This is a genomic window from Myxococcus sp. CA056, from assembly GCF_013336715.1.
In the GTDB taxonomy this organism is placed as follows: domain Bacteria; phylum Myxococcota; class Myxococcia; order Myxococcales; family Myxococcaceae; genus Myxococcus; species Myxococcus llanfairpwllgwyngyllgogerychwyrndrobwllllantysiliogogogochensis.
This window is the reverse complement of the sequence record NZ_JABUMT010000008.1, coordinates 292,926-314,614: the sequence shown is the minus strand read 5'-3', so window position 1 is coordinate 314,614 and position 21,689 is coordinate 292,926. Positions and strand designations below refer to the sequence as shown.

24 protein-coding genes are annotated in these 21,689 nt (G+C 69.8%); 14 read left to right on the top strand and 10 right to left on the bottom strand.

Features of this window, described 5'->3' with window-relative positions:
- Nucleotides 1-58: 58 nt before the first annotated feature.
- The 5 genes from HUA76_RS29180 to HUA76_RS29160 form a co-directional block, all read right to left on the bottom strand.
- Nucleotides 59-1,192 carry a serine/threonine-protein kinase gene (locus HUA76_RS29180; protein ID WP_174462681.1) on the bottom strand — a complete coding sequence of 378 codons (1,134 nt, stop codon included), beginning with the start codon at nt 1,190-1,192 and terminating at the stop codon, nt 59-61.
- Between the two features lie 205 nt (nt 1,193-1,397).
- The gene (locus HUA76_RS29175) at nt 1,398-1,991 is read right to left on the bottom strand and encodes a hypothetical protein (RefSeq protein WP_174462680.1); all 594 of its coding nucleotides are present in this window, start codon (nt 1,989-1,991) and stop codon (nt 1,398-1,400) included.
- Nucleotides 1,992-2,240: 249 nt separating this feature from the next.
- On the bottom strand, nt 2,241-2,831 hold the full coding sequence (locus HUA76_RS29170; protein WP_141643284.1) for a hypothetical protein: 591 nt from the start codon (nt 2,829-2,831) through the stop codon (nt 2,241-2,243).
- Nucleotides 2,832-2,900: 69 nt separating this feature from the next.
- Nucleotides 2,901-3,434 (bottom strand): hypothetical protein, encoded by a 534-nt coding sequence (locus HUA76_RS29165; protein ID WP_174462679.1) that lies wholly within the window; start codon nt 3,432-3,434, stop codon nt 2,901-2,903.
- 11 nt (nt 3,435-3,445) lie between these two features.
- Nucleotides 3,446-3,841: a hypothetical protein gene (locus HUA76_RS29160; protein WP_174462678.1), complete on the bottom strand. Its 396-nt coding sequence runs from the start codon at nt 3,839-3,841 to the stop codon at nt 3,446-3,448.
- A gap of 114 nt (nt 3,842-3,955) precedes the next feature.
- On the opposite strand from HUA76_RS29160, the gene thiS reads away from it, so the two are divergent.
- The 6 genes from thiS to HUA76_RS29130 are packed head-to-tail and all read left to right on the top strand — an operon-like array spanning nt 3,956 to nt 8,801.
- Nucleotides 3,956-4,156, top strand: a complete 201-nt coding sequence (thiS, locus tag HUA76_RS45690; protein ID WP_141643287.1) for a sulfur carrier protein ThiS — start codon at nt 3,956-3,958, stop codon at nt 4,154-4,156.
- A 7-nt stretch (nt 4,157-4,163) separates the two neighbouring features.
- A complete protein-coding gene (locus HUA76_RS29150) occupies nt 4,164-4,952 on the top strand; it encodes a thiazole synthase (RefSeq protein ID WP_371745779.1) in 789 nt (262 codons plus the stop codon).
- 12 nt (nt 4,953-4,964) lie between these two features.
- Nucleotides 4,965-5,612, top strand: a complete 648-nt coding sequence (locus HUA76_RS29145) for a thiamine phosphate synthase (RefSeq protein WP_174462677.1) — start codon at nt 4,965-4,967, stop codon at nt 5,610-5,612.
- Complete coding sequence (locus HUA76_RS29140) at nt 5,609-6,637, top strand: hypothetical protein (protein WP_141643290.1); 1,029 nt, start codon at nt 5,609-5,611, stop codon at nt 6,635-6,637. The genes HUA76_RS29145 and HUA76_RS29140 overlap by 4 nt, the downstream gene beginning before the upstream one ends.
- Before the next feature lie 24 nt (nt 6,638-6,661).
- A complete protein-coding gene (locus HUA76_RS29135; protein ID WP_174458659.1) occupies nt 6,662-7,558 on the top strand; it encodes a DUF4129 domain-containing protein in 897 nt (298 codons plus the stop codon).
- A gap of 58 nt (nt 7,559-7,616) precedes the next feature.
- A complete protein-coding gene (locus HUA76_RS29130) occupies nt 7,617-8,801 on the top strand; it encodes a DUF4350 domain-containing protein (protein WP_141643292.1) in 1,185 nt (394 codons plus the stop codon).
- Nucleotides 8,802-8,873: 72 nt separating this feature from the next.
- Here HUA76_RS29130 and exoP read toward each other — a convergent pair whose 3' ends face one another.
- The 5 genes from exoP to exoL form a co-directional block, all read right to left on the bottom strand.
- Nucleotides 8,874-10,076, bottom strand: a complete 1,203-nt coding sequence (exoP, locus tag HUA76_RS29125) for a spore coat polysaccharide biosynthesis glycosyltransferase ExoP (protein WP_174462676.1) — start codon at nt 10,074-10,076, stop codon at nt 8,874-8,876.
- Between the two features lie 63 nt (nt 10,077-10,139).
- Entirely contained in the window at nt 10,140-11,201 is a 1,062-nt protein-coding gene (locus HUA76_RS29120; protein ID WP_174462675.1) for a glycosyltransferase family 4 protein, read from the bottom strand.
- Nucleotides 11,202-11,209: 8 nt separating this feature from the next.
- Nucleotides 11,210-11,728 (bottom strand): serine O-acetyltransferase, encoded by a 519-nt coding sequence (locus HUA76_RS29115; protein ID WP_174458655.1) that lies wholly within the window; start codon nt 11,726-11,728, stop codon nt 11,210-11,212.
- Between the two features lie 93 nt (nt 11,729-11,821).
- Nucleotides 11,822-13,342 (bottom strand): spore coat polysaccharide flippase ExoM, encoded by a 1,521-nt coding sequence (gene exoM, locus HUA76_RS29110; protein WP_174458654.1) that lies wholly within the window; start codon nt 13,340-13,342, stop codon nt 11,822-11,824.
- Nucleotides 13,339-14,439, bottom strand: a complete 1,101-nt coding sequence (gene exoL, locus HUA76_RS29105; protein ID WP_306440883.1) for a spore coat polysaccharide deacetylase ExoL — start codon at nt 14,437-14,439, stop codon at nt 13,339-13,341. The genes exoM and exoL overlap by 4 nt, the downstream gene beginning before the upstream one ends.
- Nucleotides 14,440-14,841: 402 nt before the next feature.
- On the opposite strand from exoL, the gene ccmA reads away from it, so the two are divergent.
- The 8 genes from ccmA to HUA76_RS29065 all read left to right on the top strand — a co-directional run bounded on the left by ccmA (nt 14,842) and on the right by HUA76_RS29065 (nt 21,589).
- On the top strand, nt 14,842-15,498 hold the full coding sequence (ccmA, locus tag HUA76_RS29100) for a heme ABC exporter ATP-binding protein CcmA (protein ID WP_141643298.1): 657 nt from the start codon (nt 14,842-14,844) through the stop codon (nt 15,496-15,498).
- Complete coding sequence (locus tag HUA76_RS29095) at nt 15,495-16,196, top strand: heme exporter protein CcmB (protein ID WP_174462674.1); 702 nt, start codon at nt 15,495-15,497, stop codon at nt 16,194-16,196. Before ccmA ends, HUA76_RS29095 begins: the two co-directional genes overlap by 4 nt.
- 3 nt (nt 16,197-16,199) lie before the next feature.
- Entirely contained in the window at nt 16,200-16,919 is a 720-nt protein-coding gene (gene ccsA, locus HUA76_RS29090; RefSeq protein WP_174462673.1) for a cytochrome c biogenesis protein CcsA, read from the top strand.
- Between the two features lie 2 nt (nt 16,920-16,921).
- On the top strand, nt 16,922-17,095 hold the full coding sequence (locus HUA76_RS29085) for a heme exporter protein CcmD (protein ID WP_141643301.1): 174 nt from the start codon (nt 16,922-16,924) through the stop codon (nt 17,093-17,095).
- A gap of 7 nt (nt 17,096-17,102) precedes the next feature.
- The gene (locus tag HUA76_RS29080; RefSeq protein WP_174458653.1) at nt 17,103-17,600 is read left to right on the top strand and encodes a cytochrome c maturation protein CcmE; all 498 of its coding nucleotides are present in this window, start codon (nt 17,103-17,105) and stop codon (nt 17,598-17,600) included.
- Nucleotides 17,597-19,615, top strand: a complete 2,019-nt coding sequence (locus tag HUA76_RS29075; protein ID WP_174462672.1) for a heme lyase CcmF/NrfE family subunit — start codon at nt 17,597-17,599, stop codon at nt 19,613-19,615. Before HUA76_RS29080 ends, HUA76_RS29075 begins: the two co-directional genes overlap by 4 nt.
- Entirely contained in the window at nt 19,615-20,175 is a 561-nt protein-coding gene (locus HUA76_RS29070) for a redoxin domain-containing protein (protein ID WP_174462671.1), read from the top strand. Before HUA76_RS29075 ends, HUA76_RS29070 begins: the two co-directional genes overlap by 1 nt.
- A 106-nt stretch (nt 20,176-20,281) precedes the next feature.
- A complete protein-coding gene (locus tag HUA76_RS29065; RefSeq protein WP_174462670.1) occupies nt 20,282-21,589 on the top strand; it encodes a zinc ribbon domain-containing protein in 1,308 nt (435 codons plus the stop codon).
- Nucleotides 21,590-21,689 lie beyond the last annotated feature (100 nt).

The following is a 21,689-nucleotide window of genomic DNA, read 5'->3' as shown; positions in this document are numbered from 1 at the left end:
GCGCCAGACAAGCACCCATCCCACCGCGTGCATCCCCTGAACACCGCGCCCGCCCCGCTCACGTCCCGGCCATGGAGGCGCCGCCGCGCCCCGACGCCGTGGGCAGCGCCTCATCCGAGGACAACACATCCGCCGTGCGCCTCCGGGAACGGGCATCCTGACGGACCTGGGTCGCCTCGCGCGCGGCCTCCGAGGGCCCATACGCGTAGCCCCGTCCGCCCAGCACCGCGCGCAGCGAGTCCCGCAGCTCCAGTGCCGTCTGGAAGCGCTCCTCCGGCTCGCGGCGCAAGAGCCGCGCGAGGATGGCTCGCAGCGGCGAGGACAGGGTGCGCGTGGCGTGTTCGACGTGCTCCGGCGCGAAGCACGCCATGCGGGCCGCCATCATGGGCGCGGAAAGCCAGCTGGGGTTCTCCGCCTGGAGCAGCTCCGCGTCCGGAAGCGGGCCGGACGCAAGCGCCGCGCGCTCCACGGCCTCCAGGTCCAGCAGGTGCAACCCGGTGAGCAGTTCCAGCAGCACCACGCCCAGGGAGAACAGGTCGGAGCGCCCGTCCAGCGGCCGGCGCAGCAGTGCCTCCGGCGACGCATAGGCCAGGTCTCCCCGGACGAGGTGGGCCTCGGTGGCCACGCGCCCCGGCAGCCGGGCCCACGCCAGGGCGAAGTCCGCCAGCTTCACGTGGCCCCGCACGTCCAGGCGCAGCGTCCGGGGACTCACGTCGCGGTGGACGAGCCCCAGCGGCCGGCCGTGATCATCCTCCAGCGTGTGCGCGTGGTGGAGCGCGTCCGCGATCTCCGCGCCCACGTAGGCGGCGAAGGCTTCCGAGAGCGGCCGGCGCCGCAGCGCCGCGAAGCTGACCAGCGTCTCCAGGCTGTGCCCCTCCACGTACTCCATGACGAGGTGGGGCAGCCCGTCATGCACCCGCACCAGGAATACCTGGGCGATGGCCGGATGGGACAAGCGCATCAGCAGTTTGACTTCCTCGCGAAGCCGCGCGCGCCCCAGCTCGTCTCCCGCGTCCTGCAAGCGTTTGATGAGCACCAGGTCTCCCGGCGTGTCCAGGTAGTGCCTGCGCGCGATGAGCAGTTCTCCCGAGCCGCGCGCGCCCAGGTACCGGATGAGTTCGTAGGCCGTGGCCCCGGCGGTGAAGAGGATGAAGGGTCTGGCAGGGGGTTGTGCAGGGTGGTGGGTGCCCATTTCGAATGACTGCTCCCGGGTATGAAGGTCCTCCCCAGGGTTGGGAAGGCGTGAGGAAACCCCACGCGTCCCTCCTACCACCCAGGTCCGACACACCCTTCCAACCCCTCGGAATGGATTCAGGGAAAAAAGGGAACGGCCCCCACCGGAGTGGGAGCCGTCCCGGGGCCATCCGCGAGGAGGCGGACCGCCCGCTTGCGCTGCGTTACTGGTTCGTCGGCGTCACGGCCTGGGTGACGCTCAGCTCGCGGACCACCATGTCCTTGCCGTCCAGCACGTACGAGGCGCGGACCTGGTCACCCTCCTTGATGTCCTTCACCTTCACTGCGCGGTTGTTCTGGAGGATGCGGCTCTGGTCGTTCGTCTTCAGCTTGAGCTGCCGGTTGTTGGTGGTGTCCACCACGGTGAGCGAGTCACCGCTCGTGGAGAGCACGCGGCCCTGGACGCTGGTCGCGGCCATGGTGGCCCCCGCCGCGCCGGAGCCACCCGTGGCCACGTCCTCATTCAAGTCCCGCTGCGCCTCGGCCAGGTCACCCTGCTCGTCGCGGACGTCCTTCTGCGCGCTGGCGATGTCCTGGTTCGCCTCGCGCTGCGTCTCCGCGATGTCTTCCTGCGCGTTGCGCTGCGTGTCCGCGATGTCCTTCTGTTCGTCCTGACGGATCTCCGCCGTCTCCTGGCGAGCCTCCGTCTGCGCCTCCGCGACGTCCTGGCGCTGTTCAGCGACGTTGTCCCGCTTGCTGCAACCGGAAACCATCGCCAGAGCCGCAATCGCACCGACCGCCAACATGAGCTTGCGCATATCGTCCTGCCCCTTTCGGTAGGCTGTCGGGAGAGCATGTCTCCCGGTGTTGGGCAGAAAGTGAGCGCTCCTCTCGCACTTGCACAGGGGTTGCGCGGCGCGTTTGGAAGACACAGGGGCGTCGATCCGCGCACGGAGGCCCCGGTCGCCCGGCCGCTCTCCGTGGGAACAATCCCCGTCACGACCGCGTGCGAGGAACGAAGGTGCCCAGGCAGGCACCCTTCATTCCCTCACGCGCAATCACACCGTTCACGGCCCCGCGTCGACTCCGCCATCCGCGCGGCCACCGTCGGCGGCTCCGCCATCCGGCTCACCCGTGCCCGCGTCGCAGAAGGGCGCTCCACCCTCCACCCACCGGGCGACGATGGCCCGCTGCTCGGCGGTGGGCAGCGTGACGGTGGTGGGCGAAGGCGGCATGTCCTGGAACACGGACGTGCGGGCGCGAATTCGCGCGGCCTTCGCGAAAGCCCCCGGAAGTCCTCCGCCGTCCGCGCCACCGCCATCCGGAGGCGCGTAGTAGTCCAGCCGGAACGAGGTCTGGTTGCTTCCGCTGGTGTCCGCGCCGTGGCACGTGCTCACGCAACTGGCGGCGAGGATGGGCTGCACGTCGTCGCAGTAGGTGGGCACCGGCCCCGCGTCGACCTCCCCCGCGTCGGGAATACCAGGCAGGCCGAGCACTTCACACGTGCGGCCCTGTCCCTGTCGCACCGCGACGCAGACGTGCGTGTCGGGACAGTCGCTGGCCGTCTCGCACGTCTTGCCGGTGAAGTCCGCCACGTCGATGGTGCAGGCCACGGTGAACGCGACCACGCCGGCCGCGCTCGCGAGGAGTTTCTTCATGATGGGGCTCGTCATGGAACCTGAAACCTGGAACCTGGAACCTGAAAGCGAGGAGGTACGGCGGGGACTTCAGGGCCCGGCGTCGTTGGTGCCCGTGGTGTCGCAGAGAGGCGCGCCCCCCGCGACCCAGCGCGCAATCAACGCGCGCTCTTCCGTGGTGGGTTGCGGGCTGCCCGTGGGAGGCATGTCCTTCAGGTCCGACGCGCGCACCCGGATGCGCAGCGCCTTGGCCCTCGCGCCGGGCACGCCGTTGCCGGTCGGCTCGTAGTAGTCCAGCCGGAACGACGTCTGACTGCTTCCGCTGGTGTCCGCGCCATGGCAGGTGCTGACGCAGGTGGCGGCGAGGATGGGCTCGACGTCCTCGCAGTACGTGGGCACCGGCCCCGCGTCCGCGCCACCGTCGGCCTCCGTGTAGTGCGGCGGGTAGATGACCTCGCACGTGCGCTGGCCGTCGGCGCCCAGGGCCGTACAGGCATAGGCCGTGGGGCACTCGGAGTTGTCCGTGCAGGCCTTGCCGGCGAGGTCGTCGACGTTGAGGGAGCAGGCCACGACGGCGAGCACGGCGCCGCAGGCCAGGAGGGGGACAGGAGAGCGGAGGGCCACGGGGGGCTCGTTCAGAAGTGGTAGGTGAGGCTCGCCGCGTCGGCGGCCTCGTCGGGCAGCAACTCCAGCACCAGACCGTACAGCACCGCGGCGCCCGCGGCGGCGTACATCACGTTCGCCGCGGTGGAGGCCGAGCGGGCCCGGTCCAGCGTCTCCCGTGCATCCCGGGCCGACGAGAGCCCCTGCGCGCGCTTCGCCTCGCCCTGCGCGAAGAAGCCCAGCCCCAATCCCCCCAGCGCGAGCACGCCTCCGGCGACGAAGGCATACCGGTGGCCGTGGAGCACCGGCGTGGGCGCGCGCACCGGGGCGTCCAGCGTGGCAACGGGCTCGTCCGCGAGCGCGGTGAGGGGCAGCCCGAGCGCGACGACGAGCGCGATGGAGAGAAGCCTGCTGGGAGCCATGAGCATGACGTCGAGTATAGCGGTGACGGTGGCGAACGTACTGCCGGAGTGTGCGTTGACAGCACGGTATGCCCCCCTGTAGTGCGTCCCCGGGTCCCCATCGCAAGGAGCCGTGACGCCGTGCAGGTCTGGGTCAACGGAGAAACACGCGAGGTGCCGGAGGCCACCACCCTCTCGGCGCTGCTGGAATCACTGCGAGTCGGCGGTCCGGGCGTGGCCGTGGAGGTGAACGCCGAGGTGGTGCGCCGCGCCCGCCACCCCGAGCACCACCTCCAGCCCGGGGACCGCGTGGAGATCGTCACCTTTGTCGGCGGCGGGTAGCGAGGAGATGGCCATGAGCATCCAGGACAAGCCCTTCACCATCGCGGGAGTGACGTTCGCCTCCCGCCTCATCCTCGGAACGGGGAAGTACCCCAGCCACGACGTGATGAAGCGTTGCCACGAGTCCTCCGGCACGGAGATGGTCACCGTCGCCGTGCGCCGGCTGGACCTGAAGGCCACGGGCGAGGCCTCGCTCATGCGGTGGATCGACCGCGAGCGGCTGCGCCTCCTGCCCAACACGGCCCTCTGCTACACGGCCGAGGACGCGGTGCGAACCTGCCGGCTCGCCGAGGAGCTGGGCATGAGCAAGTGGGTCAAGCTGGAGGTCCTCGGCGACGAGAAGACGCTCTACCCGGACGTCGAGGAGACGGTGAAGGCGGCCCGCATCCTGGTGAAGGAGGGCTTCACCGTGCTGCCCTACACCAGCGACGACCCCATCACCGCGCGCAAGCTGGAGGACGCGGGCTGCGCGGCGGTGATGCCGCTGGGCGCCCCCATCGGCAGCGGCCTGGGCATCCGCAACCCGCACAACCTGCGCCTCATCCTGGAGACGGTGAAGGTGCCCGTCATCGTCGACGCTGGCGTCGGCACCGCGTCCGACGCGGCCATCGCCATGGAGCTGGGCGTGGACGCCGTGCTGATGAACACCGCCATCGCCGGCGCCCAGGACCCGGTGCGCATGGCCGTCGCCATGAAGAAGGCCGTGGAAGCGGGCCGGGACGCGTACCTCGCCGGCCGCATCCCCCGGAAGGCCTACGGCTCCGCGTCCAGCCCGCTCGACGGAATCGTCCAGTAGGCACGCCCACCCATGACGCTCCCGGTGGCGCCCTCCCTCCCCCGGCTCGTCGTCATCACCGACTGGCGTCTGCCGCGCGAGCGGCTCCTGGGCGCGCTGAGCCGCGCGCTCGAGGCGGGCCCTGACGTCGCGGTCCAGCACCGCCATCCCGAGTCCTCCGGTCGTCGCTTCCTCGAGGACGCCCGGGTCCTCGCCGCGCTCTGCCGGACACGAGGCAATCCCCTGTTCGTCAATGGCCGGCTGGACGTGGCCCTGCTCGTGGACGCGCACCTGCATCTGCCCTCGGACGGCCCCACACCCAAGGACGTCCGCCCTCACCTGCCCCCAGGCCGGCTCATCAGCCTGGCCGTCCATGACGAGCGCGAGGCTCGCGCGGCGCGCGGCGCGGACCTGGCCCTGGTGAGCCCCGTGTTCTCCCCCGGCTCCAAGCCCGGGGACACCCGGACGACGCTCGGCCCCGAGGGTTTCCTCGCGCTCACGGCGGGCCTTCCCTGTCCCGCGTTGGCGCTCGGAGGAATCACCGCGGAGAGGGCGAGCAGGCTCACCGGCGCGGCGGGCTTCGCCGTCATCTCCTCCGTGCTGGAAGCGGAGGACCCGGCCCAGGCGGCGCGAGCACTGCTGGCCGCGTGCGCGCCCCGGGCTATGCTGCGCGTCCCGTGACTTCGCCCTCCTCCGTCTCCGAGCTGCGCCCCCTGGCCCTGGGGGAGTTGATTGACCGTGCCGTGACCTTCTGGCGCGGCCACCTCAAGCCCCTCTTCGTGTTGAACCTCGGCTACTCGCTGGTCGGCTTCATCGCGACCAAGGCCACGCTCCAGCTGACGCGCTGGCTGACGCCCATGCTCTATGTGACGGACAAGGACGCCGTCACCAAGGAGGCGCCCTTCGAGATGCTCGGGCAGGCGAGTCTGTCGCTGGTGCTCTGGTCTGGCCTGTTCATGTTCCTCATCTGGAGCTACTGGCTGACCACGGTGGCGACCGCCCGCTACGTGCTGTCCGCGCAGTTGGGCACGCCCGTGAGCCCCGCGGACGGCCTTCGCCGGGGCCTGTCCAAGGTGGGCGCGGTGACGGGCGCCTTCCTGTTGTCGGTGGGGTGGTCGACCCTGGTGACGCTGGTCGCGAGCATCCCCGGAACCGTGCTGATGGTGGCCGGTGGTATCGCCACGGCGATGGACTCCCAGGTGCTGGGCATCGTGCTGCTGGTGGCGGGCGGACTGCTGCTGGCCCTGGGCATGCTCGGCGCAATCCTCTGGTACTTCCTGCGCTTCCTGCTGCTGCCTCCCGTGCTCGCCATGGAAGACCTGGGAGCCTGGGGCGCCTTCACGCGCTCGGGAGCGATGCTGTCCGGGCGCGTGGAGCCGGGCTTCCTGGGACGGGTGATGGTGCGCGGGATGATTCTCTTCACCGTGGTGAGCCTCATCCTCTTCTCGGTGCACCTGCTCTTCGGCATCCCCGCGTGGCTGGTGATGCTGCCCTATGGGAACCCCTTCTCGGCGGAGACCATGGCGCGCACGCCGCAACTCCTCCTGGTGCCCGTGGAGATCCTCCAGGTGGCGGCGCAGTCCTTCTTCTCCCCCGTCAACTTCGTCGTCTGCTCGTTCTTCTACCTGGACCTGCGCGTGCGCCGGGAAGCCCTGGACCTGGAGCAGCGACTGGGCACCGAGCCGTCGCCGCCCCTCGCCGCCTGACGCCACCCGCTCGCGAGTTCCTTCGTGCCAAGCCTGCCCCTGCTGCTGCTGCTGGCCTCGCTGCCGTGTGACGACCGCGAGGCCACCGCGCGCGCCCTCGAAGAGACCGCCAGGTCCCGCCCCGCGGAGGTCTCCTCGGCCGTGGAGGAGCTGGGACGGCGCATGGGCGGCATGCCCCTGCCCCCCGCGGACGAGGACGCCACCGCGCCCGAGCGGGCCCGACAGGTGGCGGACTTCCTGGAGCAGGCCTGTGCGCTGGAGAAGCACGCGGCCACGTCGGAGGAGGCCCTCACGGACCTCTCTGGAGAGGAGCGCGAGCGACTCAAGGCCGTGCTCGACCGACCCGAGTTCTCCCGGGCCCGACAGCGCCACGGCGACGTCGTGAAGCAACTGCTGCGCAAGCTGGAGGCGTGGCTGGAGGGCCTGTTCGAATCACGCGAGGCCCAGGGCTTCGCGGTGGCGACGCGCGCGGTAATGCTGGGCTTCGCGATAGCGATGGTGTTGTGGGGCGCACTGAAGTTGCGCTCGCTGCGCCTGCGCCGGAACGTCGTGCGCCCGGGAGCCGCCGAGCCCGGCGCGCCGCTGGTGCTGGACGCTCCACCGGAGCACCTGAAGCGGGCCCGCTCGGCGTTGGCCGAGGACTCGCGCGAGGCGATTCGCGAGGCCTTGCTGGCCATGCTGTCCTCGTTGGAAGAGCGACGGCTGGCCCGTCCGGACCGGGTGAAGACCAACCGCGAACTGGCGGCGGAGCTTCCCGCTCGAGGAGCCCCCGCCTCCATCACCCGGGAGGTCGAACGACTGGTGACCTGGTACGACGCCGCCTTCTACTCGCTGACACCCGTGCCGGAAGCAGAAGCCACGCGGTTCGTCGAGTCGGTGGAGCGACTGCACGGGACGCTGGGCACGGAGGTCGCGGCATGAGCCTCGCGAGTCCTCCCGGTAAAAAGGACCGACCTACCGGGACGCGGGAGCGTGCCTCATGAAGAACGCGCGGACCGTGGCGGTCTTCGGCCTGCTCATCGCGCTCGCGCTGGCGATGGGCCTCTCCACGAGCCGGGAGGCCCCCGACTCACCCATTGCCTCCGTGGAGAACCCGGGACCTCAAGGCGCACGCGCGCTCTTCCTGTTCCTGCGCGAGGAGGGACGCGCCGTGAGCACCCAGCTCACCTCGCTGGAGTCGCTCGCCTCCGGGACACGCACCCTGGTGCTGGCGGCGCCCACGGGCCGCCCCGTGTCCGAGGAGGAAGTGCGCGCAGTGGAGGGCTTCGTCCAGGAAGGCGGCACGCTGGTGTACCTGTCGACGCGCGAGCTCGGCATGCACCAGGCCGCGCTGGAGACGTGGCTGCGGCTCGACGAGGGGCCGCTCCTGCCCGCGAGTGAGCGAGGCCTGTCCACGGACCTGGCGGATGCGGGCGGCACCACGGTGGACGTGTGGCTGGGCGCGGGCCCGTTCCGGGGGCTGACGGCCCTTCGCATGTCACAGGACCGGGGGCTGCGCATGGACCACCCGGACGCGGTGCCGCTCGCTGGACTCGGTGGCGCGGTGGCCGTGTGGCGACGCGCGCTCGGCAAGGGTGAGGTCTACGTCCTCGCTGGCGCGGACGTGCTGGAGAATCGCCGCCTGGAGCTGCTGGACAACGCGCGCCTGTGGAACGCGCTCGCCGCGCGCGGGCCGCTCGTCATCGACGAGTACCACCACCAGCTCGCGCCCCCGCCACCCCTGTCGCGTGGCATCTGGGTCTTCGTCGCGCAGGTGCTGGCCGTGGGAGGTGTGTACGTTCTTTCCCGTGGCACGCGCTTTGGCGCCCCCAGGCCCGTGCTCGTGGAGAAACACCGCTCCGCCCTGGAGTACGTGCGCAGCATGGGCTGGCTCATGCGCCGCTCGAAGGTGGAGAAGGACCTGCTTCCAGAACTCGACAAGGCGCTCCGTCAGCGGTTGCAGGAACGCCTGGGCATCTCCCCTGCCCTGGAGGACGCGGAAGCCGCGCGACTGCTCGAGGAGAATGGCGGCATCCCCGCCTCTCACTACCTGGAGGCGAAGGCGGAGCTCACCCGTCTGCTCACGCAGCCCACCATCCGGCCCTCGGACTACGCGCGCGTGGCCCGTCTCTATGCGCACCTGGAGCGCACCGTGACGGGACGACAGTCCCTCATCCGCGCGTGAGCCACCTCACACACGCGCGGCGGTGACGGCCCCGAAGAGCCCCTCACCGCCGCATGGACGTGGTGCCGCGATTCAGAGTGTCTTGCCGGCCGCCACCATCGCCGAGCCCACGTGGTGGCGAATCTCCTCCACTCGCGCATCCCAGCTCTCGTTGAAGATCTTCTCGGCGCGCTCGCGATTGGGCCCTGGGCCGTCCGCGAGGCACTCGCCCACCTTCTTCACGAAGTCCTCCGTCGAGGTGGCGATCTTGCACAGCCCCACCTTGCGGACCTCCGGCAGGTCCGTGGACACCACCGGCAGGCCGGAGGCCAGGTACTCGCGCACCTTGAGCGGGTTGGCGTTCAGCGTGAGCTCGCTGATCTTGAACGGCATCAGCGCCACGTCGAAGGCCCGGCTGTAGCCCGGCAGGTCCGCGTACGATTTGCGGCCGAGCATGTGGATGTTGGGCTCGGCCCGCAGCTTCGAGTCGTCACAGTCCGGCGTCGTCTTGCCGATGATGACCACCGAGCCCTTCGGGTGCGCCCGCGCCGTCGCGATGATGGCTTCCTGGTCCACCCAGTCCGCCACCAGCCCGAAGAAGCCGATGATGGGCTTGGGCAGGCGCGCGATGTCCTCGGGGATGCGCGTGGTGGCGTCGCACGCCTTCACGAAGTGACGGAAGTCCGTGCCGTGCCGCACCAGCACCGTGCGCGGGTTGACGCGGGACTTGTTGTCCCGGAGCCGCTCCGCGGAGGTGATGCAGATATCCGCGCGGCGCAGCAGCCGGTCCTCGAGCTCCGCGATGTGACGGCCGTTGGTGTCGCTGAAGGCGGAGAACTCGTCCACGCAGTGGTAGACGACGAACTCCTCGCCCAGCGTGCCCGACACGGGCGCGGACGCGGGCAGGAAGCTCCAGGAGATGGGCCGCTGGAAGCCCAGCTGCTTCATCGCCCGGCGCACCTGGAGCCGCAGCAGCTCGCGATTGGCGCCCCGCACCAGCTCATTGCCGTAGAACGGAATCGCCAGCGGCGACAGGACATGGAGGTTGGGCTCCACCTCGCGCAGGCCCTGCGTGAAGCGCTCCAGCTTGCTGAAGATGCGCTTCACGTCGTGCGCGTTCGCCTTCGGCGCGCGGTTGCCAATGCTGTTCACCCAGAGGATGCGGTTGTCCCGGGAGAGGATCCGCATGATGTGGACCTTCGACAGCGGGTCCCCATCCCAGTCGTTGGAGAACACCACCAGATCGCGCCCCCGGAGGGCCCGGCGCGACATATCCAAGTCATCACTGCGCCGCATCTCTCTTCTCTCCTGTGTCGAACATCCTCGCGGTCTCCCCGCGAGTGGAAAATGAAACGAAGCTCACCACGTCACGGGCACCGGTCTGACCGGCGAAGGCCGGGGTGACAGCGCCTCGTACATGTCGAGCAACACCGGCCCCACATCGGGAGAGGCCACTCGCAGGGGCCCCGCCTCCACCGCCTCGCGGACCGTCGCGGCAAGCGACGTCGCGTCCCCCGCGCGGAAGAGCCGCGTCCCCTCGGGCCGCTCACACACGTCGCTGGCCACGCAGGGCACGCCCAGCGCCAGCGCCTCTCGCACGGAGATGGAGTCACCGTCATGCGTGGTGGGTCGCAGGAAGACGTCGCTCCGGGCGATGAGCCCCAGCGCCGCCGGATGCTCCAGCTCCCCCAACGGCTCCAGCGGCCCCGCCACGCCCAGCTCGCGCGCGTCGCGGAGGAAGTCCTCGGAGTCGGTGCCAGGACCGAACAACGCCAGGCCCACGCCCCGGTGGGACTCCGTCAGCAGCCGCAAGGCGCGAAACGCGAGCTTGCGCCCGTAGACCGGCGACGGATGGTGCGCCATCACCAGCAATGGGCGGCGACGCGCGCGCGCGGCCTCGACTCGCACGGGCACGGCCCCCGCCTGAACCTGCGAGGCACAGAAGGCCGGGTGGACGAGGAGCTTCTCTTCCGGAATGCCACACGACACGAGCGCGTCGCGCACCGCCGCGGACACCGCGATGATGCGTGAGTAGCCCGCGAGCGCCACCCGCGCGAAGGCCCGCCGAGAGGGCGCCGCCGCGAGGTAGTCGGGCAACAGCCCCGAGTGCAGGGTGATGAAGCGGGGGGCGCGTGCCCCCGGCGGACTGCCCACCGCCGCCGCGAGCAGCCAGGCCTTGGGGTTGTTCCCGCTGGTGTGGACATGAACCGTCCACCCCGAGGCGAGAAACCCGGTCAGCCTGAGGGCGAAGTGCGCGGGGCCTCGCATCGGGAGTACGTCCGGAACCGGCCGGCCGCCCTTCCCGATGTCCAGCACCTTCGCTTCGACCTCACGGCTGCGCAGGAAGCGGTGAAGTTGTTGAACGTGAATCGCCACGCCGCCGAAAGGCGGAGGATGGTCGCCAACCAGGAGCACACGCATGTGGAGCCCTATCGAGGAACGGACGCCGACGGAGGCACCGCCGACAGGGGCGAGCGTCGGGGCAACAACCCCATCTCCCGCTGATATGTGGTGAGTGGATCAGGGTCCTGCCGGATGATCCGCGCAGGAATGCCCGCCACGACAGTGCCTGGCGCCACGTCCTTGAGCACCACGGCATTGGCCCCGATGACGGCGAAGTCGCCAATCTGGATGTTGCCGAGAATCTTGGCGCCCGCGCCGACCCGCACGTAGTCACCGATGACGGGCGCACCCTCGAGCCCCGAGCGCCCGCCAATCGTCACCTGCTGGGAGATGAGGCAGTGCCGCCCAATCTTCGCCGCCTTGTGGATGACGACGCCGATTCCGCCGTACCCCAGCTGCGTCCCCTCGCCGATGTCGGCCTCGTCCGGAACGTAGGAGCTGTGAAGGTAGTAGATGGCCTTTCGCAGCAAGGCCGGGAGCAAGGGAACCCCTTTCAGCCGCAGGCCGCGAGCCACCCGGTACAACATCATCGCATCGACACCCATCCACGCCTCCCTGACCCAACCGCGCGACGGGGTGGAACCTAGGTACCGGCCCCCCAAGTGGGAAGTAGGCCCTCAAGCGCCACCCTGATTTCCTCAAGCCGTCCTACGAGGCCTCAACCCCGCGAGCACCGTGAGCGGCCGCACACCCGCGGCGTACAGCACCCCCACGTAGCCCACGCAGAACAGCACCCCGGCCACCGCCAGCGGCAACACCCGCCAGAAGAAGCCCGTCGGCAGCTGCATCCACGCGCCCTGCGCGCCCGCCCTCAACAGGAAGACAGCCACGCCCGCCGCGCCCGCCGCGAGCGCGGAGCGCCCCAGAGCCTGCCAGGGAATGATGTCCACCAGTTGGAGCTGGCGTCGGGGAGTGGACAGCGCCGCCGGAACCCGGACGAGCAGCATCGCCTTGCCCACCACCTCCGCCACCGCCCATGAGCCAATGCCTCCCATCAACCCCAGGTGCTTCACCCCGAGGATGACCAGCGGCACCGTCACCGCCGCCTTCACCGCGTAAGAGACGAAGATGGCCCGGGTCAGCCCCCGCGCCCGCAGCGTCCCATCCATGGGGAGGATGGAGAGCACCACCCCCAGCACGCTGACGCGGAAGACAGGCACTGCGGGCAGGAACGTCTCGCCGAACAGCGCGCCAATGAACTCCGGCGCCGCCGCGAAGAGGAACGCCGCGAACGGAAGAAAGACATACGCCAGCCGACCGGCCGCGTCGCGGAACGCATCCACGCCCTCTTCCAGGCGGCCCTCGCGCTCCAGCTCCCCCAAGCGCACCATCAGCACCTCGCTGGTGGGCGTGTAGAGCAGGTCCACCACCGGAAGCTGGAAACACCCCACCCTGTACAGCGCGTAGAGCGCCGGCGCCACCGCGCCCGCCACCGCGTACAGGTGCGCGTTCTGTTGCGGAATGGCCAACAACATGGCCGCGCCAAAGGGCGCCGAGTAGGCCAGCTGCGCGCGAAACAGCGACGCGCTGGCCAGCGGCCCCGTGGAACCCCTGAGCGAGACGACCCACGTCGCCACGAACCGCAGCGCCGCGAAGACGGCCACCGCCACCATCATCCCGTGCAGCGACGCGCCCAGCAGGGGCGGCACCACCATCACCGCCGCGCGCACCGCGTCTGAAATCAGATACACGCAAGCCGACGCGCGCGTGCGTCCCTGCGCCGTGAGCGACACCTCCAGCGGGAAGCTGCCCAGGAGGAACGCGGTATAGGCCGCGAGCGCCCCCCGGTACTCCAGCAACGCCGGATTGGAGAACCACGCCGCCACCGGGCCCAGCAAGACATAGACGAGCACCGCGCCCAGCAGGCCCGCACCGGACATGAACAGCAGCGTCTGTCCCAGATAGGGCCGCTTCTCGCTGGTGCGCGGAAGGAAGTAATAAAGGCTCTGCACCACGCCAAAAGGCAGCACGTAATACAGCGTCGTGGCGATGAGGAAGAGCTGGTAATAAGTACCGTACTCGTCCAGGTGCAGCACCCGGGCGAGGACGAGTGGAATGGACAGCGTCAACCCGGCGGTGAACAGCCGGGCCAACACCAGGGGGCCGGCGCGTCCGAGGAATGAATTCCCAGACGCGGCCGACGAGCCACCTCCGCTCACGGAGCCTCCTTCAAGGAAGCCCCCGTCGGCTTCAGCAACACGTTGCCCAGCAGGGTCTCCCGGAACGAGTGGGTCCTCCTGCCAGGCACCGGGTGGCTCATGCCGAGCAACCCGAAGCAATCATCCAGCTGGCAGCCGGTGAGCGGCGACGAGTAGTCCCCCAGCATGCCCAGGCTGAAGTTCTCCCACAGCACCTTGCGCTTGAGGGTGAATGGATCTCCGCCAATCCGGTTGGGCAGGTCCTCCGTCGTGACACCCGAGCGGAAGCCGTGCGACGCCAGCACGCGGATGACCTCATCCGAGTACCACCCGTTGCAGTACGCGAAGTCGCGCACCTGGATGCCCACCTCGGCTTCAATCGTCCGCTTGGACTCGAGGATCTCCTGCTCCACCACCTCCTGCGGCTCCAGCGTCAGCACCGTGTGCCCCAGCGTGTGAGCGCCGAACTCGAAGCCGTCGCGCGCCATGCGGCGCACCTCGTCCCAGTTCATGATGTCGCCCTGCTCCGGCACGAGGTCCTGCCCGCCCCCCAGCTGCTGCTCCAGCGCATCGATGATGGACGTCAGCACCCGCGTGGGGTGCTCGCCGATGAAGTCGTCGAGCGCGGCCGACACCGTCTTCTGTCCGGAGAGGATGGGGCCGAGCAGCTCCATCGACGCCTCCGGCAGCGCGGCGTACACCGGGTGGTAGTGCCGCTCCTGCGCCCGGCGCAGCAGGTGGAACAGGCGGTCATGATTGAACCGCCGCTTCGTGCCGATGAACGCCGTCGGCAGGTAGGTGATGGCCGGAATCCCCATCTGCTTCAGGATGGGGTACGCGTACCGGTACACGTCCCGGTAGCCATCGTCGAAGGTGATGACGCACAAGTCCTTCTTCGCCACCCTCCGGCCCGACATCACATCCACCGCGTCACCAATCGACGTCAGCTCGAAGCCGGCCGCCGAGGCCTCCTCGAGGTGGCGTCGGAACGTCTCCTGGCTGATGAGCAACCCGGGGATGGAGCGCTGCAGCTCCCCCGTGAAGTCGCTCACCACGCGGTGATAGCTCACGATGAGGATGCGCCGGCCGCCCGACTGCACCCTCCGATATGCCGCCATCGCCCTGCGCATCCCACTGTAGTGCAGCACGCCAGCGGCCGCCGCCTTGACCGCCCTCCGCAAGACCCTCGCTGTCGCCATCACGCCCCTCCGCGGAAAAGCTTCCTCTGGCCCACGTTCCCCAACGGAACTCCCCAACTCGCGCGGGGGGTTATTGCAGGCGGGATGCCACACCCGAATCCTGGGCGAAACCACCTCTTCGCGGGGGGAGCCCGGCGGGACGGGACGCGTGGTCACCGGTGGACACGACGCGCGGTGGAAAATCGACGGCTCCCGCGGGCACACGAGGCCCCACCCATTGGAAAAACTTTCCTGTCTTCAGGCCCGCTCCGTCCCTGCCCGGCCTGCCGCCCGGGTTTCACTGGATGACAGTTGCGATTCCGGCTACGAACCGGCTTCCCGATGCCATCCACCTCCGCCCCCGCGCTCGCGTTGCACGACGTCAGCAAGCGCTACGGGCGTCGCTGGGCGCTCGCGCGTCTGACGTACGCGCTGCCCAGCGGGCGCTCGCTGCTGCTCACCGGCCACAACGGCTCCGGCAAGACGACCCTCTTGCGCATGCTGGCCACCGCGCTGAGCCCCACGGCAGGACGCGTGGAGGTGCTGGGTCGCGACGCCGTGACGGACCGGGATTCGGTGCGGCGCGACGTGGCGCTCCTGTCCCACGCGAGCTTCCTCTACGAGGACCTCACCGCGCACCAGAACCTCACCGTGCTGGCGCGCCTGCTGGGTCACCCCTCGCCCAAGGATGGCGCCAGTGCGCTCTTGTCGCGCGTGGGCCTGGAGAAGCGCTCGGACAATCCCGTGCGCGGCTTCAGCGCGGGGATGCGCAAGCGCCTGGCCATCGCCCGGCTCCTGCTCAAGGCCCCGAGCATCGCGCTCTTGGACGAGCCCTTCGGTGAGCTGGACCCTTCCGGCATCCGCGACATGGAGGCCATCATCGCGGAGCTCAAGGCGGGCGGCGTCACGGTGGTGCTGGCCACGCACCTGGTCGAGCAGGGCATGACGTTGTGCGAGGAGCGCCTGCACCTGCAGGACGGCCGGGCGGTGGCCGCATGAGCACGCCCCGCCCCAGGCCCATCGGCCTCATCGGCGCCACGCTGGCGCTCCTGCGCAAGGACCTGCTCATCGAGTGGCGCACCCGCGCGCGCCTCAACGCCATCGTCTTCTTCGCGCTGGCCACCCTCCTGATGTTCTCCTTCGCGCTGGGGCCGGACACGCGCCTCTTGGAGAAGAACGCGGGCGGCTACTTCTGGCTCGCCATCCTCTTCGCCAGCGTGCTGGCCATGGGCGAGTCCTTCCGCGTCGAATCCGAGAACGCCTGCCTGGACGGCATCCGACTGGCCCCCGCGGACGCGCGCGCCATCTACCTGTCCAAGGCCCTGGGCAACGCGCTCCTGCTGATCGCCCTGGGCGTCGTGCTGCTCCCCGTCATGGTGGCCCTCTACGGGGTCAAGGTCGTCACCGGCTTCGTGGACCTGGGAACAGTCCTCCTTCTGGGCAGCCTGGCCCTCAGCGCGCCGGGTACCGTGTACGCCGCGATTTCCAGCAATGCCCGGGCGCGGGATGTGCTCCTGCCTCTGCTATTGTTCCCGCTGGTCATCCCTGCCCTGCTGTCCCTGGCCAAGGCGACCTCGCTCGTGCTTCAGGGAGACCCCATGAATCAGTTGGGCTCATGGCTGGGGCTTTTGCTGGGGTTCAATCTCATTTACTGGGGCGTAGGCTTCGTGCTGTTCCCGCGCATCATCGAGGACTGACGGATGAACAAGCTCATCAAGTGGGGCCTGCCGGTGGTGGGGCTGGGCGTGCTGGCCGCCGGATGGTGGCTGGGGCTGGCGTGGGCACCGCCAGACCGGGAGATGGGGGACGTGCAGCGCATCATGTACGTGCACGTGCCACTCCAGTGGATGGCCATGCTGGCCATGTTCCTGAACTTCGTGGCGGCGGTGGCGTACCTGGTGCGCTCCAACGCCAGTTGGAAGCTGGACTCGACGGCGGAGGCGGCGGCGGAGGTCGGCCTCGTGCTCGGCGCGCTGGGCATGGTGACGGGGGCCATCTGGGGCCGTCCGACCTGGGGCGTCTACTGGTCGTGGGATCCGCGCCTGACGTCGGAGGCCATCATGCTGGTGACCTACACCGGCTACCTCGTCCTGCGGCGCTTCGTGGAGGACCCGGACAAGCGCGCGACGTGGAGCGCGGTGGTGGCGATCCTGGGCGCCATCAACCTTCCCATCGTCTGGTTCTCCGTGCGTTGGTGGCGCAGCCTGCATCAGGTGCAGTCGAGCCCCAAGACGGTGGATCCGCAGATGGTGCTGTGCCTGCGAGTGTCGGCCATCGGGCTGTTGCTGCTGACCATCGCCATGCTGATGCACCGCTATCGCATCGCCCTGGCCGAGCGCCGGGCGGAAGTGGCCCTCCCGGAAGCCCTGCCTGGCACGGGCGGCGCGGCCTCCGTCCACGACACCCCGAAGGTGGCCTGAACATGACGACTTTGACGACGCTGGGAGTCCTCGCCCAGGCCGCGGGCCAGGTGGGCAGTGGCCGCATCCAGGGCGGCTGGGGCTATGTCTGGGCCTGCTACGGCATCACCGTGGTGGCGCTCGTGCTTTACTCGCTGTCTCTCTGGCTGCGCCGGCCCCAGGCCGCGAAGGAGTGAGCCCGTCATGACGCCTGTCGCTCGCAATCGACTGTTCGCCCTGGGAGCCCTGCTCGTCGCGGGTGCTGGCCTGGGCTTCGTGGCCTTCGGCAACATCGGAGAGAACCTCGTCTACTACTGGAGCCCCTCGGAGATGCTCGCCCAGGGGGAGAAGGCGTACTCGGCCACCATCCGCCTGGGTGGCGTGGTGCAGCCGGGCAGCATCCAGTGGAACGCCGAGCACACCACCCTGCACTTCCGGGTGGCCAACGACGCCAACGAGGGCACCCCCAGCGTGCTGGTGCGCTCCACGGAGACGCCGCCGCAGATGTTCCGCGACAAGATTGGCGTCGTGGTGGAGGGCACCTACGACGCGTCCGGCGTGTTCAGCTCCAACCGGCTGATGGTGAACCACTCGAACGAGTACCGCGCCCCCAAGGAGGGCGAGGACCCGAACAAGTGGCGTGAGACGCTCTCCGAAGGCACGACGACGGCCAGCACGGGGACGGGCGCGGAGGCGCGGTGAACGGGTCGATTGGATACGGGCTGGTGCTCGGAGGGCTCGCGTTCGCGACCTTCGGCGCGCTGGTGGGTTTGGTCACCGGGCTGCGCCGCAGTGAGGCGGGCTTCCCCTGGGTGATGCGCGCGGTGTGGGGCTTCGCCGGCTGCATGGTGGCCGCGAACCTGATGATGGTCTTCGCGCTCGTCACGCACGACTTCAGCGTGAAGTACGTCGCGCAGGTGGGCAGCCGGGACACGCCGCTGTTGTACACGGTGGTGTCGCTGTGGAGCGCGCTGGAGGGGTCCATCCTCTTCTGGGGCCTCATCATGGGCCTGTACATCGCGGCCTTCGCGTGGATGCACCGCCGCGAGCACGCGCGCTACATGCAACTGGCGCTGGGCACCATGCTGGCGGTGGGCGTGTTCTTCGCGTTCCTCATCGCCGGTCCCGCCAACCCCTGGGGCGCTGTGTCGCCCGTGCCGGCGGACGGCCCCGGCCCCAATCCCCTGCTCCAGAACCACATCCTGATGGTCATCCACCCGCCCTTCCTCTACCTGGGCTACGTGGGGATGACGGTGCCGTTCGGCGTCGCGGTGGCGGGTCTGCTGCGCGGCGAGATTGGCGAGGCGTGGATGGCGCCCCTGCGGCGCTGGACGCTGGTGGCGTGGCTGTTCCTGTCGATTGGCATCATCCTCGGCGCGTGGTGGGCGTATGCCGTGCTCGGCTGGGGCGGCTACTGGGCGTGGGATCCGGTGGAGAACGCCAGCTTCCTGCCGTGGCTGACCGCGACGGCGTTCATGCACTCGACGATGGTGCAGGAGCGCAAGCGGATGCTGAAGCTGTGGACGCTGTCGCTCGCGCTCGCGTCCTTCGTGCTGACGATTCTGGGCACGTTCATGACGCGCTCGGGCATCTTCAACTCGGTCCACTCCTTCACCCAGTCGGACATCGGCCCCACGTTCCTGGTGTTCCTGGGCGTGCTGCTGGTGGTGTGCGTGGGACTGCTCGCGGTGCGCGGTCCGCTGCTGGTGCCCGAAGGACGGCTGAGCTCGCTGGCGTCACGCGAGGCCAGCATCCTGATGAACAACCTGGTGTTCGTGGCGATCACCTTCACGGTGCTGCTGGGCACGCTGTACCCGCTGGTGTCCGAGGCCGTGCGCGGCGTGCGCGTCAGCGTGGGTGAGCCGTACTTCAACAAGATGGCGGTGCCCGGTGGCATCGCGGTGCTCTTCCTGATGGGCGTGGGGCCGGTGCTGCCGTGGGGTACGCCGGACAAGGCCACGCTCCGGCGGCAGTTCCTCATCCCCGCGGCAGTGGGCCTCATCGTCACGGCCATCTGCTTCGCGGTGGGGCTGCGCGGCGTGTATCCGCTGCTCACCTTCGGACTGGCGGGCTTCGTCACCGTCGTCACGCTGCGGGAGCTGGTGTCGCCCATCCGGGTCCGCATGACGGAGCGCAAGGAGGGCCTCGTCACCGCGGTGCTCACGAGCGCCACCAAGGCGCAGCGCCGCTTCGGCGGCTACGTGGTGCACCTGGGCATCGTGATTCTCATCGTCGCGGTGTCCGCGTCGTCCTCGTACGTGAAGCACACGTCCGGCACGCTGAAGAAGGACCAGACGATGATGCTGGACGGCTATCAGCTCAAGTACCTGGGGCTGGTGAGCGGAGAGGAGCCGCACCGCACCTTCGTCGCGGCGCGCGTGGAAGTGACGACGCCGGGCGGCAAGGTGGAGGAGATGAAGCCCCGCCTGAACTACTACGAGCGGAGCACGGACCCCATCGGCACGCCCGCGGTGCGCGAGACGGCGGGTGAGGACCTGTACATCTCCCTGATGGCCTTCTCCGAGCAGGCGGGCAACGCGAGCTTCAACGTCTGGGTCTTCCCGCTGGTGGGGTGGATCTGGTGGTGCATCCCGCTCTTCGTGCTGGGCACGATCATCGCGCTGTGGCCGCGCCGGCGGGCGGCGGTGGCGATGGCCACTTCGGAAGCGGGGGCCTCGCCCCTGCCGGGCGGTGACGCGGAGCGGGGGGCGGCCTGATGCGTCGGTGGCGCTATACGCTGGGCTTCGCCGCCCTCTGCGTGGGACTGCTGGTGGTGCTGGCCAAGGGCTTCGGGCGCAATCCGCACGAGGTGCCCTTCATGCTCGCGGGCAAGCCGGCACCGGACTTCGTGCTGCGCTCGCTGGACACGGGTGAGAAGGTGAGCCTGACGGACCTGAAGGGCCGCCCGGTGGTCATCAACTTCTGGGCGTCCTGGTGTGGGCCGTGTCAGTACGAGCACCCGGTGCTGGAGTGGGGCCAGCGGGAGTTCGGCTCGCAGGCGGTGTTCCTGGGGGTCGTGTTCGAGGACTCCGAGGACAACGCCCGCGCGTTCCTGCGGCGCCAGGGGTACAGCTTCCCGCAGCTGGTGGATCCTCGCTCGCGCATGGCGGTGAGCTACGGCGTGGCGGGTGTGCCTGAGACGTACTTCATCAACCCGGCGGGCATCATCCAGGGCAAACACGTGGGCCCCATCGATCCGGAGTCGCTGACCAGGCGCATCCGCGAGCTGACGGCCACGGCGGAGGCGCCCACCGCAGCCGAAGCGGCCCGCCCGTAGCCGCTCCACCGGGGGCCTCTCGCTTCCGGTGAAATCGGCGTGTTATTCCAGGGCTTGCGCTGGACCGAGAGGGCCTCCCCCCGCCCTCCGCACAGCAAGGTGACCCATGCGGTGCCCGGAGTGCGGCGAAGCCTCGAACAGTCGGCTGAGGTACTGCGAGAACTGCGGCGCGAAGATGCCGGAGGCCCCCCAGGGAGGCACGGGCTCGCGTCCCGCGCTCCGGCCCAAGCGCGCGATGGATGAGCCATCCTACGCGGCGGATATCCTCGACGAGGCGGAGGCGCACAGTCTGGGCGCCGCGTACGTCCCAGCGGCGGCGAAGGCTGCCGCGCCGGCCGACACGGCCGAGGACACGGACCCGGGACAGACGGGGCCCAGGTTCGACGGCCCCCGGTGGCTGGCGAGCGTGCCGGCGCACTCGCAGAGCGTGGTGGGACTCGCGATTCTCGCCTTCGCGTTGGCGCTCTCCATCCTCCCCGCCTTTGACGGCGTGGGCGTGGTGGGCACGGTGCTGGCCCTGGTGGGCGCGGTCCTGGTGCTGGCGCGCGAGCTGCGGCTGGCCGGCGAGGCCACGGGTGTCACGAAGCTCCTTCCCATGGTGCTCTACCGCCCCGAGGTGCCGGCGGCGTACGCGGCGCTGCTGACGGCGCTGGCGGTGCGGATGCTGGGGCTGGGCTTCACGCCTGTGTTGTGGCTGCTGGGCGCGGGGCTCATCGTCCATGACCAGTACCGCAAGGTGATTGCGGGCCCGGAAGGCGTGCTGGCGCGCTACTTCGACGTGAAGCAGCTGCTGGTCGTTCCGGAGGTGGTGGCGCTGGGAGGCGTGGCGCTGTGCGTGCTGACGCTCTTCGCGCCGTGGGCGACGGTGAGCACGCTGCCCGTGGTGGCGGATGCGCCGGTGCCCGCGGGCCCCCCGGAGCTGCACGTCATCCCCGCGCAGCGCGCCGCGGACGACGTGCTCTATACGGCGGGTTCGGGCATCACCACGCTGTCCGGATGGGACCTGTCCGGGTCCGTGGTGGTGGAGCTGTTGCTGCTGTCCTTGCTGGGGTTGCTCGCGCTGCGACCGGAAGTCGCCCGGCCCGCGTGGACGCGCTTCGCGCCGGCTGGTGTCGTGGGGGTGAGCCTGCTCTGGGCGCTGCTGCACATCCGACTGTCGCCGGGCCCCATCATCTTCGTCATCGGGCTTGGGGCGGTGGGCGTGCAGGCGTTCCGGCAGTTGCGTGAGTCGCAGTTGCAAGCGCATGCGGCGGCCCCCGTCGTAGCCGCTTACGACGATGGCCTCGACGAGACCGAGCGCATGGAAGACGAGCCGGACCCGGACGCCATGGGTCCGGATGAAGAGCCGGAGCCGGACCCGGATGCCATGGGTCCGGACGACGAGGAAGAGGACCTGAAGCCTCGCGGGAGGTGAGGACGTCCTTCGCGGACGGGCCCGGCACCGCGCCTGCATCTTCCCGAAGGACCTCACACACCGACAGAGCCGTCGCCGAGCCTCGCGCACCGGGCTCGGA

Bases quoted from the DNA above. Each gene is read 5' to 3' on its own strand.
- HUA76_RS29180 (WP_174462681.1), bottom strand. From the start codon at position 1,192: ATGGGCACCCACCACCCTGCACAACCCCCTGCCAGACCCTTCATCCTC.
- HUA76_RS29175 (WP_174462680.1), bottom strand. From the start codon at position 1,991: ATGCGCAAGCTCATGTTGGCGGTCGGTGCGATTGCGGCTCTGGCGATG.
- HUA76_RS29170 (WP_141643284.1), bottom strand. From the start codon at position 2,831: ATGAAGAAACTCCTCGCGAGCGCGGCCGGCGTGGTCGCGTTCACCGTG.
- HUA76_RS29160 (WP_174462678.1), bottom strand. From the start codon at position 3,841: ATGCTCATGGCTCCCAGCAGGCTTCTCTCCATCGCGCTCGTCGTCGCG.
- HUA76_RS29150 (WP_371745779.1), top strand. From the start codon at position 4,164: ATGGCCATGAGCATCCAGGACAAGCCCTTCACCATCGCGGGAGTGACG.
- HUA76_RS29145 (WP_174462677.1), top strand. From the start codon at position 4,965: ATGACGCTCCCGGTGGCGCCCTCCCTCCCCCGGCTCGTCGTCATCACC.
- HUA76_RS29130 (WP_141643292.1), top strand. From the start codon at position 7,617: ATGAAGAACGCGCGGACCGTGGCGGTCTTCGGCCTGCTCATCGCGCTC.
- exoP (WP_174462676.1), bottom strand. From the start codon at position 10,076: ATGCGGCGCAGTGATGACTTGGATATGTCGCGCCGGGCCCTCCGGGGG.
- HUA76_RS29120 (WP_174462675.1), bottom strand. From the start codon at position 11,201: ATGCGTGTGCTCCTGGTTGGCGACCATCCTCCGCCTTTCGGCGGCGTG.
- HUA76_RS29115 (WP_174458655.1), bottom strand. From the start codon at position 11,728: ATGGGTGTCGATGCGATGATGTTGTACCGGGTGGCTCGCGGCCTGCGG.
- exoL (WP_306440883.1), bottom strand. From the start codon at position 14,439: ATGGCGGCATATCGGAGGGTGCAGTCGGGCGGCCGGCGCATCCTCATC.
- ccmA (WP_141643298.1), top strand. From the start codon at position 14,842: ATGCCATCCACCTCCGCCCCCGCGCTCGCGTTGCACGACGTCAGCAAG.
- HUA76_RS29095 (WP_174462674.1), top strand. From the start codon at position 15,495: ATGAGCACGCCCCGCCCCAGGCCCATCGGCCTCATCGGCGCCACGCTG.
- ccsA (WP_174462673.1), top strand. From the start codon at position 16,200: ATGAACAAGCTCATCAAGTGGGGCCTGCCGGTGGTGGGGCTGGGCGTG.
- HUA76_RS29085 (WP_141643301.1), top strand. From the start codon at position 16,922: ATGACGACTTTGACGACGCTGGGAGTCCTCGCCCAGGCCGCGGGCCAG.
- HUA76_RS29080 (WP_174458653.1), top strand. From the start codon at position 17,103: ATGACGCCTGTCGCTCGCAATCGACTGTTCGCCCTGGGAGCCCTGCTC.
- HUA76_RS29070 (WP_174462671.1), top strand. From the start codon at position 19,615: ATGCGTCGGTGGCGCTATACGCTGGGCTTCGCCGCCCTCTGCGTGGGA.
- HUA76_RS29065 (WP_174462670.1), top strand. From the start codon at position 20,282: ATGCGGTGCCCGGAGTGCGGCGAAGCCTCGAACAGTCGGCTGAGGTAC.